The following is a 17,360-nucleotide window of genomic DNA, read 5'->3' as shown; positions in this document are numbered from 1 at the left end:
ATAATAGTGAGGTAGGGATAATATGAATAGTTTCGAAAGCCATTTAAATGTGGTTCAAAGTGAAAAAGTAATGGAAGAAAATATGTTTGAACGAGTTGGTACTAAAGGACTTTCAGGTGAAGAAATTAATAAACCATCTTTAACTTATTGGTCTGATGTTTGGAGAAGATTTAGATCAAACAAATTATCTATATTTGGATTAATATTACTTACTATTGTAGTTTTTATTATATTGGCAGGACCTTTAATGTCTAAACATGATTATCAGTATATAAACTCTGATATGAAGAATCTAAAACCAAGTGCAGAATACTGGTTTGGAACAGACGATATGGGAAGAGATATATTCACTAGAGTCTGCTATGGTGGAAGGATTTCTTTACTAATAGGTCTTTGTTGTACCCTTGTAATGTTTATAATTGGATCTTTATTAGGTGCTTTAGCAGGTTTAAAAGGTGGAGTAGTAGATAATGTAATCATGCGACTTGCTGAGTTTATAGGGAATCTACCCTATCTAATTATTGTATTGATACTTTCAGTTGTATTGGGAAGAAGTATATTTGCTTTAGTTCTAGCTATGAGTCTTACATCTTGGGTCGGTACTACAAGAATGGTAAGAGGACAAATACTTCAAATAAGAGAACAGGACTATGTAGAAGCGGCAACTGCACTAGGATCCAGTACAGGAAGAATAATAATGAAACACTTACTACCTAATACCCTTGGGATCATAATGGTAGATATAACCATGTCAGTTCCAGGATTTATCTTTGGAGAAGCATTCCTAAGCTATATAGGATTAGGAGTACAAGCCCCAAAAACAAGCTGGGGAGCTTTAGCATCAGCAGGACAAGAGCAACTTATGTTCTATCCTCATCAATTGTTTTTTCCCTGTTTAATGATAGTTATAACCATGTTAGCATTTCACTTAATTGGTGATGGACTTTCAGATGCATTAGATCCAAAGTTAAGAAAGTAGGTGTACTAGATGAAAAATAGATTATTAGAAGTAAAAAACTTACAAGTTTCCTTTAATACCTATGCAGGTATTGCTCAAGCAGTTAGAGGAGTAGATTTTCATTTAAATAAGGGAGAAAACTTAGCGATAGTGGGAGAATCTGGTTGTGGAAAAACTGTTACGTCTAAAGCAATAATGGGATTACTTCCTAGTCCTCAATCAATGATTCAAAAAGAAAACTCATATATAAAACTAGAAGGACAAAATTTACTAGAATTAAGCGATGATAAAATGGCAGAAATAAGAGGTAGAGATATATCTATGATATTTCAAGACCCTATGACATCATTAAATCCTACTATGAAAATAGGAGATCAAATTGCAGAAAGTGTATTTCTTCATAATAATATATCAGGTGATGAAGCAAGCAAAGTCGCATTAAATATGTTGGAATTAGTAAGAATACCTAATGCGAAATTAAGAATGAACCAATATCCATTTGAGTTTTCAGGAGGAATGAGACAAAGAGCTATGATAGCTATTGCTCTTGCTTGTAATCCTAAAATATTAATTGCAGACGAACCTACAACTGCACTAGACGTAACAATTCAAGCTCAGATTATGGAGTTGATTTCTGAACTACAGAAGGAATTAAATATGGGAGTTGTTCTAGTAACCCATGATCTAGGAGTGGTTGCCAGTGTTTCAGATAGAGTACAGGTAATGTATGCTGGCCAAATAGTAGAGAGAGGTACAGTAGATGAAATATTTTACAATCCTAAGCACCCCTATACTTCTGCACTTTTGAAATCCGTACCTAAATTAAGCTCCCATAGTAAAGAGACCCTATATTCCTTAACAGGCACACCACCTGATTTAATAAATCCTCCAAAGGGATGCCCATTTGCAGCAAGATGTGAGTTTGGAATGAAAATATGCAGGGTAGAAGAACCAAAATCAATGTCCTTTGGAGAAACACAAGAGGCTTCATGTTGGCTTCATGATAGTAGGGCAGATATTACTGGAGTTCCAAGAGAACTAATATCAAGAGGTGAAACATATGGAAAATAAAGAAGTATTAATAGAAGTAAAAAATTTAAAGAAATATTTTAAAGTAGGAAGAAGAGATGTATTAAAGGCTGTTGATAATGTTAGTTTTAATATATATAAGGGAGAAACTCTAGGATTAGTAGGGGAGTCGGGTTGTGGAAAAACTACCTGTGGAAAAACCATAATGGGACTTTATAGTGCTACAGATGGTGAAGTAATCTATCAGGGAGAAAATATACATAAATTTAATCCAAAAGAAAAAAAGGAATTTACTAAAAAGTCTCAAATAATATTTCAAGATCCCTATTCCTCATTAAATCCTAGAATGACAGTAGGAGATATTATTGGAGAAGGAATAGATATTCATCATACCTATAGAGGTGCTAATGGAAAAAAAGAAAGACAAGAAAAAATATTTGAATTGTTAGATACCGTAGGATTAAATAAGGAGCATGCCTCCAGATTCCCCCATGAATTTTCTGGTGGTCAAAGACAGAGAATTGGAATAGCAAGGGCTTTAGCCATAAATCCGAATTTTATAGTTTGCGATGAGCCTATTTCAGCCCTTGATGTTTCTATTCAAGCTCAAGTAGTAAATCTTTTAATAAAGTTACAAAGGGAAAGAGGATTAACCTATTTATTTATAGCACACGATTTATCAATGATAAAACATATTTCAGACAGGGTTGGAGTAATGTATTTAGGAAGTTTAGTAGAATTTACTACTAGTGATGAACTATATAAAAAACCATTACACCCTTATACTCAAGCCCTATTATCAGCTATCCCAGTACCAGATCCTGAAGAGGAAAGGATTAAAAAAAGGATTCCAATAGATGGAGAAATTCCAAGCCCAGTTAATCCTCCACCAGGATGCAAATTTGCATCAAGATGTAATCGATCTATAGACATATGTAGAGAAAAAGTGCCAGAGTTTAAAGAAGTAAGTCATGAGCATTTTGTAGCTTGTCATTTAGTTAAATAATCAAGGACTTTAATAAGCTAATAGCTTATTAAATATAAAATTAAATTATGAGGAGGAAATTATGAAAAGTCTTAAAAAATTATTAATTTTTATTTTGATTATGGCTATATCTCTTAGTACATTGGTAGCGTGTGGAAAAGAAGAAGTACCAGCAACTACAGATAATAATACTGCAGAAAAATCAGAAGGCAACAAAGAAGAAACAGCAGAAGGGGCAACAGGTGAGCAAGTGTTAAAATATAGTGATAGAAGTGAGCCGACAGGATTAAATCCTATGGTAAACACTTCAGCACCAGATAATGGAGTTCAAAAGTTTATTCTTGAAACTTTAGTAGCTGAAATTACAGATGAAGATAGTAATGTTGCAATAGTACCTGGAGCAGCTAAAGATTGGACTATTAGTGAAGATGGTAAAGTTTATACTTTTAACATTAGGGAAGATGCAGTTTGGAATGATGGAGTACCTGTAACGGCTAATGATTTCTTATTTACATTTAGAACAATGGCTAACCCAGAAACGGGTTCAACTAATGCTTGGTTATTTGATGGAGTAATTGAAAACTTTGGAGAGTCTCTATATAATGATGGAACTGATCCAACTAAAAACAAGCAACCGGAAGATATAGGAGTAAAGGTAATAGACGACAAAACTATAGAGTTTACATTAGTTAAACCTTATGGATATTTCTTAGAGTTACTTACAGGTGCACAGCCAGTAAGACAAGATAAATATGAAGAATGGGGAACAGCTTATGGTTCTTCAATAGATAAAGTAATGATGAATGGTAGATTTTTAATAGAGAGCTGGGATCCAAATGTTCAAATTACATTTGTTAAAAATCCAGATTATTGGAATGCAGAAAATATAACTTTAGAAAAAATAGAAAGAAAAATTATTCAGGAAACGGCAACAACAGCACAGGCATTATTAAGTGGAGAAATAGATTATATGACAACAAATGAACCAGAATGGCAAAAACTTATTATGGAAGATGGAAGGTTTGAAACAAAGATATCTCCAGATAACGCACCAGAGTTTTTAGGATTCAACGTTAACAACAAATATTTTAAAAATCCTAAGATAAGGTTAGCTTTTTCCCTAGCTTTTGATAGAGAGAAGTATGTTAAAGACTTAAGAGAAGGAAAGGCAGAACCTCTATATTCATTAATGCCAGCAGTTACTAATGTTGGAGATGAACTATATAGTGAAAGAGTAGGTGGAAGAAACGAAATAATAAAGGAACTTTTAAAGAAATATCCAGATCCAAAGGTGCTTTTAATAGAGGGACTTAAAGAAGAGGGTCTAGATCCAGATCCAGCAAAAATGGATGTAAGTTACTCCACTAGAGGAACAACTGAATACTCTAAAAAGTCAGCAGAATGGCTACTACAGGAGTGGAAGGAAAAATTAGGAGTAGAAATAAAAATTGATATGGTAGAGTGGAATGTAATGTGGGATAAGGTAGACGCAGGAGATTACGATATCTGTACATCTGGTTGGGGACCTTATTATAATGATCCAAATGCCCTATTAGAAATATATGATCCAATAGATGGATATTTTAATAGTAGTAAATCAGGTTGGACAGGACCAGATGCAGATAAATATAGGGAATTACTTCAAACAGCTGCAAATTCACCAGATAATCAAGAGAGAGCAGAGCTTTTATTAGAAGCAGAGCAACTTCTTGTAGGCACAGGAGTAATAGCACCTACCTATTGTTTATCATATACTTATTTCATACCAAAGGATTTAAAAGGATTCTATATAAATCCTCATGCTGAACTAAGCTATAATTTAATGTACCTCACGAGATAGTAGTTTATTAACCCTTTTCAATTTATATATAAGCAAGACATAGGATAATTATGAAACTATGTCTTGCTTTAAAACACTTAAATAGGTAATTATAAACAAGGAGGATTAGGAAATTTGATTATTAAAAATGGAAATATTCATGTTGGTAATGGAACTGTATTAATTGATCATGATATTTTAATAGAAAATGGATTTATAAAGAGAATAGATAACAATATTGCAGCAACAAGTCAAAGAATAATTGATGCAAAAGGTAAGGAAGTTTTCCCAGGATTTATTGATCCTGTAAGTAGTTTTGGATGTACAGATATTTCCTTTCGTATAAAGGACAATAATGAAATATCAAGTCCTATAACACCAGAATGTAAAATAAAGTATTCTTTTAATCATAGAGAAATTGACTTAGAGGAATTATATAATGTAGGAATAACAACTATAGGTGCATCTCCAGGAAATTCAAATATAATAGGAGGACAAATGGCTGCCTATAGAACTTGGGGGAAAAATTCAAGGACTATGTTAATAAAGGAACCTATAGGAATAAAGGGTTCTGTCATTAACAATGTTAAGGAACAGTATGGTGAGAAAAAGCTGTTTCCAATGACAAAGATGGGCATATTTTCAAGATTAGAGGAGTTTCTAAATAATAAATTAGAATTAAGTGATGAAAGTAAGGAAATAGTTAATTCTATTGTAGAAGGAAAACTACCATTAATTATTACTGCAAATACTTCAGCCGAAATAAATGCCCTTATTGAAATAATTAAGGGAACTAATATAAAACTTGCTATTGTAGGAGCTTATGAAGGAGATAAGTGCATTGATAGTATAATAAAGTCTAATGCCTCTGTTATAGTTGGAGAACAAATATATCTTACAAAAGGAAAATATAATAACACAGATCTATATAAGATTTCTAGATTAATGGAAGAAGGAAATTTAGTAAGTTTTACAATTTCTGGAGATTATGGTATGGCTGGAAAAGTAAAATACCTTTGGAATGCCATAGAGTTTTATAAAGCTGGAATAGATAAGGAAGATGTTATAAAAATCATGACTCTAAATCCTGCTAAAATACTAGGTATAGATAATATCTTAGGAAGTATTGAGGAAGGAAAGTATGCTGATATAGTTATATATACAAAGAACCCTATTGAATATTATGATGCAAGAGTTTCTAATACAATAGTTGGTGGAGAACTTGTATATTCAAAGGAGGAGTTAGGGTGTTAGTAATAAGAAATAGTAAGATTTATACAATGGCTGATAGAATAATAGAAAAAGGTTATGTAATAGTTAAGGGGAAAAAGATAATTAAAGTTGGAGATGATGAGGCTTATTTAGAATCAATTATTTCTGAATCTAAGGATATTGAAATAATAGATGGAGATGGATTAGTTTTGTTACCAGGGTTTGTAGATTGTCATTCCCATATAGGTGGTATGAACTTCAGTGAATCCACTAGTATTGATGATTTGAATGAAATGACCAACAGTGTAACAGCTAATATGGAGGCAATTTATGGAGTTGATCCCAAGTCTCCAGACTTTAAATATTCCTATGAAAATGGTATAACTACACTAGGAATTACACCAGGTAGCGGAAATGTAATATGTGGGTTAGTTTTTGCTACTAAGACATATGGAGACAATATATTTGATATGACAATTAAAAATCCAGTAGCATTAAAGGTGGCATTAGGAGGAAATCCTAAGAGAACTTATGGTGAGAGAAACCAGACGCCATCAAGTAGAATGGCTATTCCTAATATAATAATAGATTCATTTAACAAAGCCATTAAATACTTAGAAGAAAAGGAAGCAGCAGAATTAGGAAAAGGTGAGATGCCTAAATATGATAGGGATTTAGAAGCTATTATACCAGCAATTAAAAAGGAAATTCCACTAAAAATACATTGTACTCAATTTGATATGATGACTGCAATAGAAATAGCAAAGGAATTTAATTTAGAATTTTCCATTGACCATGCGTGGGGTGCTAGTGATTATATAGAAGAATTAGTAGAATCTAAATGCTCAATAGTTTTTGGACCTTTAGGGTCAATAAAAAGCTTTGGAGAGGCTAGATTAATAGATATAGAAAGTGTAATAGAATTAGATAATAGAGGAGTATTAACTGCCATAACAACAGATGCTCCAATACTTAGTATAGATAGTTTAGTTCATCATGCTGGAGAAGCAGTTCGTTCAGGATTAGATGTGGAAAGAACCCTAAGAATGATAACAATAAATCCTGCAAAAATACTTGGAATAGATGATGTAGTAGGAAGTATAGAAGAAGGAAAAGATGCTGATTTATTATTGTTTAAAGGAATACCAACATACAATACAAATGCAAAACTGATTAACACAATAATAGATGGAAAAATTGTATATTCCTCTAATCCATAATAGCGAGGTGTAAAGTGATTCAGATAATGATTGTATTTTCAATTATAGCAGGAATAGATAGGATACTAAATAATAAATTTGGATTAGGAAAGAAGTTTGAAGAGGGATTTAAAGCCATGGGAGATTTGGCTCTAAGTATAATTGGTATTTATAGTCTATCTCCAATTATAGGAGAAAAGCTTATGATTGTATTAGGTCCATTATCAAAATTAATTAATGTAGATCCCTCTGTTTTTTTAAGTAGCATATTAGCAGTAGATTTAGGAGGATACAATACTAGTATTGAAATAGCAAACTCACAAATAATAGGTAAATTCAATGGACTAATATTAGCTTCTACTTTAGGAGCTACTATATCATTTACTATTCCAGTAGCAGTTGGCCTTATATCTAAGGAAGATTTTAAATTCTTTGCTAAAGGAATTTTGGGAGGTATTACTGCCTTACCTTTGGGAATGATTGTAGGTGGAGTTATAATGGGGATTGAATTTATCGACATTGTATACAACCTAATACCAGTCATTATATTTTCCATTTTAATAATTTGTGGACTACTTAAATCTCCAGATAAGATAATTAAGGTTTTTAATATATTAGGTAAGGTTATTGTTATAATTAGCACCATAGGCTTAATATTAAATATAATTAGCTTTATCTTTGGATATAATTTGATTCCTGGTATGATACCTTTAGAAGAAGGTATATTATTAGTTGCCAAAATAGGGATTATACTATCTGGAGCATATCCGATGTTTCACTTTATATCCCAAAAGTTAAATAAATTTCTATTTAATATTAGTAAAAAAGTAGGGCTTGATGAATACTCTATACTGGGTATCTTAAGCTCCTTGGCCAATTGTATTCCCATGTTAGGAATTTATGATAAAATGAATGAAAAGGGTAAGGTAATAAATGCTTCATTTATTGTATCAGGTGCATTTACTTTTGGAGGACAGCTTGCATATATATCCTCTGTTTCACCGGATAATATTAATCCATTTATAGTCAGTAAATTAGTAGGAGGAATTTCTGCTATTTTTATATCTATATTGTTCTTAAGATTAGAAAAGGTTAAGGAGGTCAAATATGACTATTAATGAAAGACTAAAAGAACTAAGGAGTTTAATGAGTGAGAAGGGAATTAATGCCTATATAGTAAATACAGGAGACCCACATCAATCTGAGTATGTGGCAGATTACTATAAAGGAAGGATATGGATATCAGGATTTACAGGCTCAGCTGGTACTGTGGTGATTACACAGGATGAAGCAATTCTATGGACTGATGGTAGATATTTCATTCAAGCTGAAAAAGAACTAGAGGGTTCAGAATATAAATTATTTAAAATGAGGATTCCAGGATATCCAACCTATAGTCAATGGCTAAATGAGAAATTAAAAGATGGAGATACCTTAGGCTTTGATGGAGAAGTATTTTCGCAGTCTTCAGTTGAAAGTTTAGAAAAAGAATTTAAGGGAAAAGATATTAAATTTATTGATGAATATGATTTAGTGGGAGAAATATGGGAAGACAGACCAAGTATTCCTAAGGGAGAGGCATTCATACATGAGGTAAAATATACAGGAAAAACTGGTAAGGAAAAAATAGAAGAAGTTAGAAAAGAAATGGAAAAACAAAATATAGATTATGTTTTAATAGGTAGCCTAGATGATATAGCTTGGACTTATAATATTAGAGGAAAAGATGTATTACATAATCCTGTTGTTATTTCCTATGCCCTAATTTCAAAGAATGAAGCTTATTTATTTGTAGACAAGGAAAAGATAAATTCTGAAGTTAAAACTTTCTTAGATGAAAATAATGTACAAATAGTTGCATATGAAGAAATAATTGACTATATAAAATCATTGGATAAAAATTCGAAAATATATTTAGATAAAAATAGAATAAATAGATGGATATATAAATCAATACCTTCAGAATGTACTATAGCATCAGGAATGGATATTACAACAAAGCTCAAGGGAATCAAAAATCCTACAGAAATTGAAAACCAAAAGAATGCTTATCTAAAAGATGGGGTTGCTTTGGTAAAATTTTTCCATTGGTTAGATAAAAATGTAGGAAATATTCCAGTAACTGAAATGTCAGCACAAAAAAAATTATTAGAATTTAGAAAAGAACAAGAAGGATTTATTGAACCAAGTTTTGGATCTATATCCGCATATAAAGCAAATGCTGCAATGATGCATTATTCAGCTGATGAAAACTCAAGCTCTGAGATTAAAAAGGAAGGTCTATATTTAATTGATTCAGGTGGACAATATTTTGATGGAACTACGGATATTACTAGAACAGCAGTAATGGGTCCAATAACAGAAGAAGAAAAAAGAGACTTTACCCTAACATTAAAGGCTCATATAAATCTGGGAAACGCTAGATTCCTTTATGGTGCCACGGGGCATAGCCTTGATGTGTTATCAAGATACCCATTATGGCAGGAAGGTATAGACTATAAATGTGGCACTGGACATGGTGTAGGCTTTTTACTAAATGTACATGAAGGTCCTCATGGTTTTGCCATGGTGTCAAATACTGTTGTATTGGAAAAAGGAATGATAGTTACCATAGAGCCAGGCGTATATAAGGAAGGAAGTCATGGTATAAGAATAGAAAACGTTGTAGTAGTAGAAGAAGATATAAAAACTGATTCAGGTCAATTTATGAAATTTGAGACAATATCCTTTGTTCCAATAGATTTACAGGGAATAGATGTAGAACTATTAACTGAAAATGAAAGAACGTGGCTAAATGAATATCATAAAGATGTGTTTAATAAACTGTCGCCTTATTTAAATGATGAAGAAAGAGCTTGGTTAAAGGAAGAAACCAGAAGTATATAGAAAAAAGCAAGGGATTTCCTTGCTTTTTTCTCTTTAGGAGCGTACCCAGCAAAGCTATAATTTGCTTACTGAGGAGAGTTCCCTCAAATCCACCGTTTCACTCTACAGTGTGTTATTCTTCTTTTTCTTAAATCTCCATACTATATAAACTACTACACCTATTATTACACCATATGGCAAGAAATATATAAAGGATATAATTAAGTTTTCAATATTTGAAGTAAAGAAGTACAGAGAATTTTTAAATGCATTTACGATCTTAGTAGAAAAAGGAGTCTTATTATTATCCTTAGAACTTAGCTTTGCCACTTCTCTTAGTTCAAAATACACAGTAGAATAATCTACTTTGTCATCCATATCTTTTATATTTATAGTTAAATTTTCTTTTTCATAGATAATAGAACTAAGTTGATTTTCCAAGGCGATAATATCTTCCATTTTCTCTGCTTTATCTAACAGTGCAAGAATTCTATTTTCCTTTGTTTCCAGAAGTCTAAGTCTAGACTCGGTGTCCTTATAAGCTTTACTTATATCTTCCTTAGAAGTGTTTTCTGAAATAACATTGCCTATTTCCTTTAGCTCATTTACAAATTGATTGAGGTTTTCCTTCGGAATCCTTATGGAATGATGAGAGTTTTTTAATCCACTATGCTCAATATAATTATTATAATATATACTTGAGTTTTCCACATAGCCTTTATAATTGGTGATCAATTCATTTAATTTTCCAGTAGTATCCATAAACTCTTTTGTTTCCATAGAAATTGAAACTGTAGTTATTATCTTTTCGGGCTCAATTAGATTATCAATAGAGTTTTCTACTATGGAATCATCCCTAGTATCGGAAGACATATTTTTCTCTGCCTCTATAGGAGCTAAATCATAAGATAATTCCGTTTTTGATATGTTTTTCTTAGCACATCCTGAAATAACTGTGGTGAATAAAATAAAAGTTATTATAAATATCAACCTTTTATTTCTCATTAATCTCATCTCCTTTACCATAATTATACAATGATATACAAAAGTATGGGTTACAAAATTTTTACAAATCTACTTAGATTTAAAGAATCGTCTAAAGAAATTCTTAGGTACGGCTTTTGTAAGTACTAGAATAAATATATAGGCTATGGTGCCTACAAGAAGGCTGGATATAAACACAATAGGACTAGGATTTTGAAGGTTAGACAAATCGTAAGTAGTTAAAAATATAGCTCCAATCATAAATAAAGTTGCCAAAATTGGTTTACCTAGAATATCTATATAATTAATATTAAGCTTAATTACAGAACGTAAGACTATTAAATCTAAAATAATAGTAATAATCATAGATACATAAAATGCAATAAAAAATCCATTAATTCCAAATCGAGGATCTCCTACTAAAACGTAAATAAGAATTATTCTAATAACCATACTGATAATCCCATTTATAGTATCCTGTACCTGTCGATTTAAACCTAGGAGGGCACCAGATATAGTATGCTGTAAAGCCATAAGAATAGTACCAAAGCCCATGGCATATATATAGGGACCAACCTTTGCATCGCTATATAATAATACTGCTAAAGGTTTAGAGAATACAGTATATATTGCTGCCAATGGAAAGGAGATAAGAATAGTTGCCTTTATGGACAAATTTATATCTCTCTTCATCTCCCTATATCTTTTTAAAGCCATCTGCTCTGATAGACTTGGAATTAAATTAAGAACTAAGGCAGAGGTGACTATAAATGATAAGTGAATAAGTGGCATAGCCATCCCCATGATTCTACCAAAGGTTGCCACAGCCTCACTACTACTATATCCTGCAGCCATAAGTCTATTGGGAATCAAAACAGTATTAGTAAATCTAAATACAACCTGAAATGAGCCTGCAATAGTCAGAGGCACTGCCATAGTTAAAAGTTTCAGGAATAAAGGTATACTGCTTACTTTATAGGAGCTTTTTTTCTTTTTATATAAATGTTTTTTAAAAAAATATGACCATAATAAGTCAAAAAATTCTCCAATACTAATACCAAGTAAAGCTATTATGGCTCCATCAATAGGGTCTGTAGGTTTTACATAATAGAGGATAGCCAACACTATGATAAATCTAGTTAGATGTTCAATTATTTGTGCAAGACTAGGAGTTACCATATTCTTCATTCCATAAAAATAGGCCTTTAAGACGTTACTTAAAGAAAGAATAATAATCGCTGGAACCATGAAATATACTCCAAGGATCATATCTTGATTTTTAAGCATTTTAGTAGCAATAATATCTGAGAAAAATATTAAGATTCCACTAAGTAAAATGGCTAGGAAAAAATTAAATATAAATGTTAATTTAAAGATGCCCTCCGCATTATTGGAACCACTTTTAGAGTTTTCTTCTGCGATTATCTTTGTAAGGGCAGTGGGAATTCCAGAAATAGTTATAATCAGAAATGTCATAAGAGTAGACATTCCAATTTGAAATAATCCCATGGCTTCTGCTCCCAAAAGCTTAGATAGGAAAATATCATAAGCAAATCCAATAATCCTCATAAAGAAATTCATAAAAACCATAAATACTGAACCATAAATAAATCCATTTTTATTCAAAAAATCACCTCTTAAAAAAAGTCCAATATTAATTTATATGTTTTTTAAATAATTATATTATCTTTATCAAAAAGACTATTAAGAATATCTTTAGTTTTGCAAAGGGGTGAATTGTAACCTAGAATAAACAGATTGACCAAACCTTCGTTCTTATATATAATATAGCTATGAAAATCAGGTGAAAGCAGTGCTCTAACAGGCGAACAGCAGTTAGAAATTTTGTAAACAATAACTTCATAAGGAGGGGACTATGGAAAGAGTTGCAAATAAAAAAAGCTATATGGTTTTATTGGCAGCAGCAGGTATTAACTTTATTTCAGCCATACTATATGTGTGGAGCGTAATTAGCAAGGCTTTAATAAATCAATTAGGCTGGACAGGTAAGGAAGCATCACTTCCCTATACTACATTAACTATAACTTTTGTAATTGCTATGGTTATATTTGGAAAGATAGTAGATTCAAAGGGGCCTACTATTCCAGCACTAGGTGGTAGTATTTTAGTTGGAGTAGGAGTATTTCTTTCTGGTTTAACTGAGAGTCCAGCTATTATGACAATCACCATGGGTGTTTTAGTAGGTGCAGGATCTGGAATAATAAACGTAGCCACTGCTGCCACAGGGGTGAAGTGGTTTCCACCTGAAAAAAAGGGTATGGTAACTGGAATAGTCGTTGCAGGAGTAGGATTATCCTCTGCATTTTATTCACCTTTAGCTAACTATCTCATAGGGTCTGTTGGCATGGGAAAGACCTTTACTTATCTTGGAGTATTTGTACTGCTTACAGGGATTCCATTATCCTTAATTATAAAAAATCCACCACAGGAATTAATGGAAGCAGGTGGAGAAGTAAATAAAGATAAAAATATAAGTATAGATTACGATTGGAAATATATAATTAAGGATAAGTACTTTTATAAACTATGGGTAATGCTTGGACTATCTTCATCGGCGGGACTTATGATTATTGGGCATATATCTAATATAGCAAAGCTTCAGATAAATTGGGAAGCTGGATTTGTTTTAGTTATTATATTATCTATTTTCAATAGTTTAGGTAGAGTATTAGGGGGTCTTATATCTGACAAAGTAGAAAGACTTACTTTAGTTAGGATAATATTTATATTACAAATGATTAATATGTTTAGTTTTTCCATGTATTCAAATGTGATACTTCTTAGTCTCGGAGTGGCAATAGCAGGATTATGCTATGGAGGAGGATTTTCCATATTTCCAGCCATGGCATCAGATGCCTATGGAAGTAAAAATTTTGGAATGATTTATGGAATATTGTTTACAGCTTGGGGACTAGGGGGAGTAATAGGACCTATGACGGCAGCTACTATATTGGATTCTAGAGGAACTTATAATTATGCATATATGGTGGCTGGAATACTTCTTATAATTGCCATAGGAATTACATTTACAGGGAAAAAGAAATAAATATATTATGAAGTTTTCCATTAGGAATAAAAAAAGCTAGAGTTTCCTCTAGCTTTTTTTATTTATGTTCACAGCTACAATTACAATCCTTTGCCAAATTATATAAAGTCTTCACGGAAACCCCTGTAGCGCCCTTTGGTAGGTATCCAGTTCCAGCAGGTAGATATGATGTTCCAGCTATATCTAAATGAACCCAAGGAATATCATTTACAAATTCTTCTAAGAAAAGTCCAGCAGTTATGGTACCTGCTTGCCTTCCACCAACATTTTTTAAATCTCCAGTAGTTCCCTTTATTAAATCTCTATACTCATCATTTGATGGAAGTTGCCATACAGGTTCTCCAGCTTTCTTAGATGCTTTTTCTACTTCTGACATAAATTCCTCATTATTGGTTATGGCACCAGTATATATACTACCTAAAGCTATGATACAAGCTCCTGTAAGAGTTGCCACATCTACTATTTTATCAGCTTTTTCAATAGTTGCTGCATAGTATAATGCATCGGCTAAAGTCAGCCTTCCTTCTGCATCTGTATTTAATACTTCTATGGTTTTCCCAGCCATAGAACCAATTATATCTCCGGGCTTATAAGCTTCACCAGAAATTAAGTTTTCACAAGCTGCCACTATGGCTACTACATTTTTGTTTAATTTAGACTTAGCAATGGATTTCATAGCTCCGATAACAACCCCAGAACCTGCCATATCTACATACATAGTTGCCATACCTTCTGATGGCTTAATGGAATATCCGCCTGAATCATAAGTTAATCCCTTGCCTACTAAAGCAAGTTTTTCCTTAGATGCTTTATTTCCATTCCATTTCATTATAATAAATTGAGGTTCATTGGCAGAGCCTTTAGATACGGCTAAAAATGATTTCATACCAAGTTCTTCTATTTTTTCTTCACCAAAGACTTCTACTTCAACTCCTAAAGGAGACAATTCTTCCTTTGCTCTAATTGCTAATTCCTTAGGTGTCATAACTATTGCAGGCTCATTTATTAAGTCTCTTGCTAAGAATATGCCTTCTATTATATTGTTGATTTCTTCAATTCCTTCTTCAACTTTATCTTTTTTATCTTCTAGTACATTTAGGAAAAATTCTTTAACTGTAGGTTTTGTTTTCTGTTCTGATAGATATTTTTCAAATGCATATTCTGACTGTAAAAGACCTTCTGCTATGGCCATATTAGTCTCTTTATAGCAAAGATTTTCAAATTTAGGTACTTCTACTTCTGCTGATTCTACCTTATATTTCATCAGCTCTTTACCTAATGTGTAAAAGGCTTTTCTGAGAGACTCAAGAGTTAATTTTTCTTTTTCTCCCAGTCCCAATAGGATGATATTATTTCCCTTAGGTGAAATATCTGAATAGACTTCACCAGAGGCAGCCTTAAAGATTTCTCTCTCTTTTAGATAATCATATAACTCTTGTGATTTATCTAATTGCTCAGTTTCCTTAAAGATAAGTAACACTTCTACTTGTCCACCTTTACCAATCAATATCTTCAACTAAAACACCCCTTTTAATTTATTTAGATACTCTAATTATACCAAATATAATCAGGAAAAAGTAGGCAAAAAAATAAAGACAGCAAATACCTTATGCTGTCTCCTGAATCAATGTTTTAATTATTTATGTGAACTGAACTTTGGTGGGTGGTATAGGACTCGAACCTACGACTTTCACCACGTCAAGATGACACTCTACCAGCTGAGTTAACCACCCTTAAACAGTTCTACAATATATTATCATAAAATTTAAGAATTTACAATATATTATACTGGAATCCTGTATATAATTGGAGTATAATTTATATAGTTGGAGGTGTGCTATGAATAGATCAAAAATGACTAAAATTATAGTATATTTACTTATAGCATCTTTTGTAATATCTATTATTGTACCAATTATAACATTAGGAACTAGCTAGAGTATTGCCAAGGGAAAGGATTCTCTTGGCAATATGTATTTTAAAAAGTTTCACCAGGAAACAGATTATGATTTCAATAAAAGAATTATTCACGGCTTATGAAAGGACTTTAATAAAGATTATGAAATTAGATATAATAGTTATAGAGGTAGTTAAGTCATTGTCGGATATATTATTTTAGTAGAATCAAAGATTAAGAGAGGGTGTGAAAAATGAATAAAGCAGCAATATTATCCTTAGGACTTACAACTATAGTGGGTTTATCCATGGGGGTTGGTAGTTTATTATCTTTTTTTATAAAAGAAACAAATAAAAGATTTTTAGCCATCGCATTAAGTTTTTCAGCTGGAATAATGATATATGTATCTTTTATGGCCATGTTACCAGAGAGTATGGAATTGATAGAATCATATTTTGGAGACCGAAGAGGTCATCTAATAGCTTTAATGGGATTTTTTGGAGGAATGTTAATTACTGCAGCTGTAGAGAAATTAGTCCACAAATTTGGAGGACATTATCATGGACATGGTAATCACCACCATGGACCAAATGATGAGCATTTATCAAAACTAGGAATTATGTCAGCTGTTGCAATAGCCATACATAATTTGCCTGAAGGATTGGCAATTTTTACTGCCGGATTAAAAGACATATCTGTAGCAGTCCCAATAGCAGCAGCAGTAATTCTTCATAATATACCATTGAGCATTGCCATATCGGTGCCAATTTATTATTCAACAGGAAGTAAAAAGAAAGCATTTTTATATCCCTTATTTGTAGGTCTTTGCCAACCCTTAGGTGCAATTATTGGGTATTTAATTCTTTCGCAATTTTTCAACGATTTAGTTTTTGGAATTCTTTTTTCCATAGTGGGAGGCATTATGATATTTGTATCATTAGATGAATTACTGCCATCATCTCAGAGATATGAAAATCATCATGTATCTGTATATGGAGCTATAGCAGGTATGATAGTCATGGCATTATCCATGAGTATATTCCATCATCACTAGATAATTAGTATGAATACCCCTTGACCATAGACGTATATTTTTGCTTTTTATAAATATTGCCAGAAGAGTTGCTCTTCTGGCATTTTTTATATATTTACATGTAAAACCTTATTTAAATCCCTTTGCTTTAAGTTCTTTTGAAAATATATATTTGGAAAACAGTTGCTATAATGTCTGTTATCATAAGCACTTTTAGTGCAAAGGATTTTGCAAAGAATAGTAAATAGATTATCTGTATAGATGAATATTTTACATCGGTATTAAAATTATCTATAACAACAATGCAAGTTA

At 32.0% G+C, this 17,360-nt stretch carries 13 protein-coding genes and 1 tRNA gene; 10 read left to right on the top strand and 4 right to left on the bottom strand.

Features of this window, described 5'->3' with window-relative positions; all coding sequences use genetic code 11:
* Nucleotides 1-22: 22 nt before the first annotated feature.
* The 8 genes from RBU61_RS16210 to RBU61_RS16175 all read left to right on the top strand — a co-directional run bounded on the left by RBU61_RS16210 (nucleotide 23) and on the right by RBU61_RS16175 (nucleotide 10,088).
* Entirely contained in the window at nucleotides 23-979 is a 957-nt protein-coding gene (locus RBU61_RS16210; protein ID WP_308876685.1) for an ABC transporter permease, read from the top strand.
* 9 nt (nucleotides 980-988) lie between these two features.
* Nucleotides 989-2,029 (top strand): ABC transporter ATP-binding protein, encoded by a 1,041-nt coding sequence (locus RBU61_RS16205; RefSeq protein ID WP_308876683.1) that lies wholly within the window; start codon nucleotides 989-991, stop codon nucleotides 2,027-2,029.
* Nucleotides 2,019-2,993 (top strand): oligopeptide/dipeptide ABC transporter ATP-binding protein, encoded by a 975-nt coding sequence (locus RBU61_RS16200; RefSeq protein WP_308876682.1) that lies wholly within the window; start codon nucleotides 2,019-2,021, stop codon nucleotides 2,991-2,993. Before RBU61_RS16205 ends, RBU61_RS16200 begins: the two co-directional genes overlap by 11 nt.
* 61 nt (nucleotides 2,994-3,054) lie before the next feature.
* Nucleotides 3,055-4,812: a peptide ABC transporter substrate-binding protein gene (locus RBU61_RS16195; protein ID WP_308876681.1), complete on the top strand. Its 1,758-nt coding sequence runs from the start codon at nucleotides 3,055-3,057 to the stop codon at nucleotides 4,810-4,812.
* Nucleotides 4,813-4,926: 114 nt separating this feature from the next.
* Nucleotides 4,927-6,045, top strand: coding sequence for an amidohydrolase family protein (locus RBU61_RS16190; protein ID WP_308876680.1), 1,119 nt, complete (start codon nucleotides 4,927-4,929; stop codon nucleotides 6,043-6,045).
* Nucleotides 6,039-7,223 carry an amidohydrolase family protein gene (locus RBU61_RS16185; RefSeq protein ID WP_308876679.1) on the top strand — a complete coding sequence of 395 codons (1,185 nt, stop codon included), beginning with the start codon at nucleotides 6,039-6,041 and terminating at the stop codon, nucleotides 7,221-7,223. The genes RBU61_RS16190 and RBU61_RS16185 overlap by 7 nt, the downstream gene beginning before the upstream one ends.
* 14 nt (nucleotides 7,224-7,237) lie before the next feature.
* Entirely contained in the window at nucleotides 7,238-8,320 is a 1,083-nt protein-coding gene (gene eutH / locus RBU61_RS16180; RefSeq protein ID WP_308876678.1) for an ethanolamine utilization protein EutH, read from the top strand.
* Nucleotides 8,310-10,088: an aminopeptidase P family protein gene (locus RBU61_RS16175; protein WP_308876677.1), complete on the top strand. Its 1,779-nt coding sequence runs from the start codon at nucleotides 8,310-8,312 to the stop codon at nucleotides 10,086-10,088. The genes eutH and RBU61_RS16175 overlap by 11 nt, the downstream gene beginning before the upstream one ends.
* 102 nt (nucleotides 10,089-10,190) lie before the next feature.
* Here the strand turns inward: RBU61_RS16175 and RBU61_RS16170 are convergent, their stop codons facing one another.
* Both RBU61_RS16170 and RBU61_RS16165 read right to left on the bottom strand, forming a co-directional pair.
* The gene (locus RBU61_RS16170) at nucleotides 10,191-11,072 is read right to left on the bottom strand and encodes a DUF4349 domain-containing protein (protein ID WP_308876676.1); all 882 of its coding nucleotides are present in this window, start codon (nucleotides 11,070-11,072) and stop codon (nucleotides 10,191-10,193) included.
* 69 nt (nucleotides 11,073-11,141) lie between these two features.
* Entirely contained in the window at nucleotides 11,142-12,677 is a 1,536-nt protein-coding gene (locus RBU61_RS16165) for a polysaccharide biosynthesis C-terminal domain-containing protein (RefSeq protein ID WP_308876675.1), read from the bottom strand.
* 250 nt (nucleotides 12,678-12,927) lie between these two features.
* On the opposite strand from RBU61_RS16165, the gene RBU61_RS16160 reads away from it, so the two are divergent.
* Complete coding sequence (locus tag RBU61_RS16160; RefSeq protein WP_308876674.1) at nucleotides 12,928-14,118, top strand: OFA family MFS transporter; 1,191 nt, start codon at nucleotides 12,928-12,930, stop codon at nucleotides 14,116-14,118.
* Nucleotides 14,119-14,176: 58 nt separating this feature from the next.
* Here the strand turns inward: RBU61_RS16160 and RBU61_RS16155 are convergent, their stop codons facing one another.
* Both RBU61_RS16155 and RBU61_RS16150 read right to left on the bottom strand, forming a co-directional pair.
* Nucleotides 14,177-15,634: a leucyl aminopeptidase gene (locus tag RBU61_RS16155; protein WP_308876673.1), complete on the bottom strand. Its 1,458-nt coding sequence runs from the start codon at nucleotides 15,632-15,634 to the stop codon at nucleotides 14,177-14,179.
* Nucleotides 15,635-15,775: 141 nt separating this feature from the next.
* A tRNA-Val gene (locus tag RBU61_RS16150) sits at nucleotides 15,776-15,851 on the bottom strand.
* Nucleotides 15,852-16,268: 417 nt separating this feature from the next.
* Here RBU61_RS16150 and zupT point away from each other — a divergent pair.
* Complete coding sequence (gene zupT / locus RBU61_RS16145) at nucleotides 16,269-17,069, top strand: zinc transporter ZupT (protein ID WP_308876672.1); 801 nt, start codon at nucleotides 16,269-16,271, stop codon at nucleotides 17,067-17,069.
* Nucleotides 17,070-17,360: the final 291 nt, after the last annotated feature.

The organism is Tissierella sp. MB52-C2 (genome assembly GCF_030931715.1).
Classification (GTDB): domain Bacteria; phylum Bacillota; class Clostridia; order Tissierellales; family Tissierellaceae; genus Tissierella.
Note: the sequence above shows the minus strand (reverse complement) of the source record. Positions and strands in the feature narration are given on the sequence as shown.

Bases quoted from the DNA above. Each gene is read 5' to 3' on its own strand.
- RBU61_RS16200 (WP_308876682.1), top strand. From the start codon at position 2,019: ATGGAAAATAAAGAAGTATTAATAGAAGTAAAAAATTTAAAGAAATAT.
- RBU61_RS16195 (WP_308876681.1), top strand. From the start codon at position 3,055: ATGAAAAGTCTTAAAAAATTATTAATTTTTATTTTGATTATGGCTATA.
- RBU61_RS16175 (WP_308876677.1), top strand. From the start codon at position 8,310: ATGACTATTAATGAAAGACTAAAAGAACTAAGGAGTTTAATGAGTGAG.
- RBU61_RS16170 (WP_308876676.1), bottom strand. From the start codon at position 11,072: ATGAGAAATAAAAGGTTGATATTTATAATAACTTTTATTTTATTCACC.
- RBU61_RS16205 (WP_308876683.1), top strand. From the start codon at position 989: ATGAAAAATAGATTATTAGAAGTAAAAAACTTACAAGTTTCCTTTAAT.
- zupT (WP_308876672.1), top strand. From the start codon at position 16,269: ATGAATAAAGCAGCAATATTATCCTTAGGACTTACAACTATAGTGGGT.
- RBU61_RS16210 (WP_308876685.1), top strand. From the start codon at position 23: ATGAATAGTTTCGAAAGCCATTTAAATGTGGTTCAAAGTGAAAAAGTA.
- RBU61_RS16160 (WP_308876674.1), top strand. From the start codon at position 12,928: ATGGAAAGAGTTGCAAATAAAAAAAGCTATATGGTTTTATTGGCAGCA.